The sequence below is a fragment of the Fibrobacter sp. genome (assembly GCF_017545445.1).
In the GTDB taxonomy this organism is placed as follows: domain Bacteria; phylum Fibrobacterota; class Fibrobacteria; order Fibrobacterales; family Fibrobacteraceae; genus Fibrobacter.
The window spans coordinates 1-3,949 of the sequence record NZ_JAFWOM010000076.1 but is presented as its reverse complement, the minus strand read 5'-3'; the positions used below and the strand labels follow the sequence as shown (position 1 = coordinate 3,949).

Sequence of the window (3,949 nt, the reverse complement as noted above, 5' to 3'; positions counted from 1 at the left end):
TAAACAATATCCTATGCTACGTTATGTCCTGCAGAAGGCGTTCTGGTACTTGCTGACCTTCGTCTGCGCAGTGGCACTCAACTTCGCGTTGCCGCGTCTCGGCGACAACAACCCGGTTGACATCATCATGGGTCAAGCCGGCAAGGGCCTTTCTCCGACTGAAGCTCAGAAGAAAAAGGCTGAACTCCTTGTGTCCTTTGGCATGGCTGAATTGGACGACCAGGGTAACGTTATTTACGAACCGGAAACAGATGCTAACGGCAATCCTGTGATGCAGAAGGTTCCGAAGCTCGACGACAACGGCCAGCCGGTCGTGAATGCTGTCAAGCTCTTCGACGAGGCCGGTCAGCCGGTGATGGTCGAACGCCAGAAACTCGACGAAGCTGGCAATCCGGTGTTTGTCGAAAAATCTCCTGCCGACCACAAGGGCAAGAAAGGCAAGAAGGCCAAGAAAGCTAAGAAGATGAAGATGGCCAAGAAGGGCAAGAAGGGAGCAAAGGCCGAAGTCTCTGCTGCTGATAAAGTCCCTGTCATGGAAAAGGTCCAGGCCGAACGTCTCGACACCGTCATGGTCGAACAGCCGGTCATGAAAACCGACCCGAAGCTCTCGTCCGCTGTTTCTCAGTTCTTTAGTTATATCGGCAAGGTGTTCCACGGTGACCTCGGTCTCTCTTACCAGAACAACGAACCTGTGACAAATGTTATCAAGAAGTCCCTCCCGTGGACGCTCGCTATCCAGGCTCCGACGATTCTCCTCGGTTGGATTGTGGGTAACCTCCTTGGTGCTTTCGCTGCATACAAGCGCGGCATTTTTGACAAAGTATTCTTCCCGTGCGCCATGTTCCTCAACGGTGTGCCGTTCTTCGTGTTCGGTATGCTTTTGGTGGCGTTCTTCTCCATCACGCTCGGCTGGTTCCCGGCTATGGGCGCCTACAGCCCGGACATTCCAGAACTCACGTTCAGCTGGTCTTGCTTCAAGAGCGTCAGCTGGTACTACGTGCTCCCGTTCTTCTCGGTGTTCCCGATTCTTCTTTCGGGTCAGGCAACGGGTATGCGTTCCATGTCCATTTACGAACTCGGTACTGATTACATGAAGTATGCAAAGTGGCTCGGGCTGCGCGAAGGTAAGATCATCAGCTACGTGTTCCGCAACGCTATGCTCCCGCAGCTCACTGGCCTTGCCCAGAGCCTCGGTGCCATGGTGGGTGGCGCTCTCATTACCGAAATGATCTTCTCTTATCCGGGTCTCGGTATGGCAATGCTCAATGCCATTCAGAAGAACGACTACGCAACAATCCAGGGTTGCACCTTGATGATTTCTACTTGCGTTCTCGTTGCAAACTTTGCAGTTGACGTTTTGATCGCTGTCTTTGACCCGCGTGTCAAGGCCGGTCTCCAGATGGGAGGTAAGTAATCATGGGTAAGCTTTTAAGAAACCTTCTCAAGTCCCCGATGTTCGTGATTGGCGTGTCCATCTTCGTGCTCACGCTCCTCATCGCCATCTTTGGACCTCTTTTCTACAACGTAGATACTCACGCTCGTGACATTGTCGCAGGCCCGTACGCAGGTTCTAGCTCTGCCCACTGGCTCGGCACGGACCACCTTGGCCGTGACTACGTTTCTCTCTTGATTGCAGGCCTTCGCAGCTCTCTCTATGTGGGCTTCGTTGCAGGTATCATTGCTACGACAATCGGTGTGCTTATCGGTCTGTTCGGCGGTTTCCGCGGTGGCTGGGTTGATGAAGTATTGAACATGCTCACCAACATCTTCATCGTGATTCCGCAGTTCGTGATTCTCGTTCTTATCAGCTCCGCTGTTAAGGATGGCCGTTCCCTCACTTTGATTGGTCTCATCATCGGTCTTACCGCTTGGAGCTGGTCTGCCCGTGCCGTTCGCGCCCAGGCATCTTCTCTCCGTAGCCGCGACCACATCGCCCTTGCCCGCATCAACGGTGCATCGACACTCACGATTGTGATCAAGCATGTGCTTCCGTACTTGCTCTCGTACGTGTTCATGGTGTTCATCATGCAGGTGTCTTCCGGAATCCTTTCCGAAGCTTCCATCTCCATGATCGGTCTTGGCCCTGTCGATTCCACCAGCCTCGGCATCATCTTGAACCAGGCTAAGGACAACGGTGCTCTCTCCGACTCCATCTGGATCGCATTCATCCCGGCAACGATTGTCGTTACCCTCACGGTGTTTGCTCTGTACTTGATTAACACTTCTATGGAAGGCGTCTTCAACCCGCGTCTGCGCAAGTAAGAGGTATAAAAAATGTCTGATAATGTTTTTGAAGTTGACCACTTGGGTCTTTACTACCTCGGCCGTTTTGGAGACAAGACTCACGCTGTTACAGACGTGTCCTTCTCCATGAAGCAGGGGGAAATTCTCGGTATCGCCGGTGAATCGGGTTGCGGTAAATCGACGCTCGTCTCTGGCCTTATGGGTATGTGCATTCCTCCGCTTTATCCGGAATCCGGTGACGTCCGCGTCAAGAGCGGCGACAAGATGGAATCCCTCATGAACCGTTCTATCGAAGACGTGCGTGCAAACGTCCTCGCTCAGAAGGTCTCCATGATTCCTCAAGGCGCTTTCAACGCTCTGAACCCGGTCCGCAAGATCAAGGATATTGCTGCCGACGTGATTGCTGCCCACCAGCAGCCGGGCAAGGCAATCGACAAGAACGAAGTCTATGATCGCCTTTGCGAACGCTTTGACTTGTTCGGCATGGACACGAAGCGCGTGTTGAACTCTTTCCCGATCCAGCTTACCGCCGGTGAACGCCAGCGTTCTGTTATCGGTATTTCCACGCTCTTGAACCCGCAAATGGTTATCGCTGACGAACCGACTTCTGCTTTGGACGTTTCCACGCAGAAAGAAGTGATCAAGATGATCTTTGACTTGCTCGACAAGGGCATCTTCTCCACGATGATCTTCATTACCCACGAACTTCCGCTCCTCTACCACGTGGCCGACAACATCGCCATCATGTACGCGGGCGAAATCGTGGAAAAGGGTACTGCAGAACAGGTCGTCAAGGATCCGCGTCATCCGTACACGCAGGCCTTGATGGGCGCTATGCTCAGTACCGAGGCAAGCCAGCGTGGCCGCCATCCGGTGGCTATCGAAGGTGCTCCTCCTAGCCTCAAGAACAAGATTGTGGGCTGCCGCTTCGCTCCGCGTTGCAGCAAGGCATGCCCGGACTGCAAGAAGAATACCCAGAATCTCCGCATTGTCGGCGATCGTGACGTGAGGTGCGATTATGCAAAGTGATAAGCCTATTGTTTTTTCTGCCAAGCGCATCAGCAAGGACTTCGGTGCCGGCAAGAGCCTGAAGACTGCCGTCAAGGACGTTTCCTTTGACATCTACGACGAAGAGTTCATCTCCATCGTGGGTGGTTCCGGTTGCGGCAAGTCCGTGCTTGCAAAGATCATGCTCGGTCTTTACCAGCCGACTCGCGGTCAGTTCCTCTATCGCGACAAGCCGATCAAGAACCTGAAGGACCACTGGAACGAAGTTCAGTCCGTGTTCCAGGACCCGTTCGGCTGCTTCAACCAGTTCTTCACTATCCGTAGCCAGCTCGAAGACGCTCTCAACATCTTGAAGGACAAGCCGTCCAAGGAAGAAGTCCGTCGCCGCGTTGACGAAGGCCTCATGGCCGTGAACGTTACCCCTGCCGATATCGAAGGCAAGTATCCGTTCGAACTCTCCGGTGGTCAGATGCAGCGTATGCTTCTCGCCCGTATCTTCGCGCTCCGTCCGAAGGTCCTTATCGCTGACGAAGCGACCTCCATGGTGGACGCCTGCGTGCGTGCAAACATCCTCGATTACCTCCGCAAGTTGAAAGACGAGCTGAAGATGACCGTGGTGTTCGTGACTCACGATATCGGTCTTGCAAACTACGTTTCTGACCGTATCTTCATTATGCACGACGGTAAGATCGTGAAC

General features: G+C 53.5%; 4 protein-coding genes. All 4 read left to right on the top strand.

Annotated elements, in window-relative coordinates:
• Positions 1-1,414: ABC transporter permease (locus IKG78_RS08890; RefSeq protein WP_290942475.1), on the top strand; the 1,414-nt coding region annotated here is incomplete at its 5' end.
• A gap of 2 nt (positions 1,415-1,416) precedes the next feature.
• Complete coding sequence (locus tag IKG78_RS08885) at positions 1,417-2,262, top strand: ABC transporter permease (RefSeq protein ID WP_072829891.1); 846 nt, start codon at positions 1,417-1,419, stop codon at positions 2,260-2,262.
• Between the two features lie 12 nt (positions 2,263-2,274).
• Entirely contained in the window at positions 2,275-3,273 is a 999-nt protein-coding gene (locus tag IKG78_RS08880; protein ID WP_290942473.1) for an ABC transporter ATP-binding protein, read from the top strand.
• A partial coding sequence (locus tag IKG78_RS08875) for a dipeptide/oligopeptide/nickel ABC transporter ATP-binding protein (protein ID WP_290942470.1) occupies positions 3,263-3,949 on the top strand: 687 nt, incomplete at its 3' end. The genes IKG78_RS08880 and IKG78_RS08875, both read left to right, overlap by 11 nt.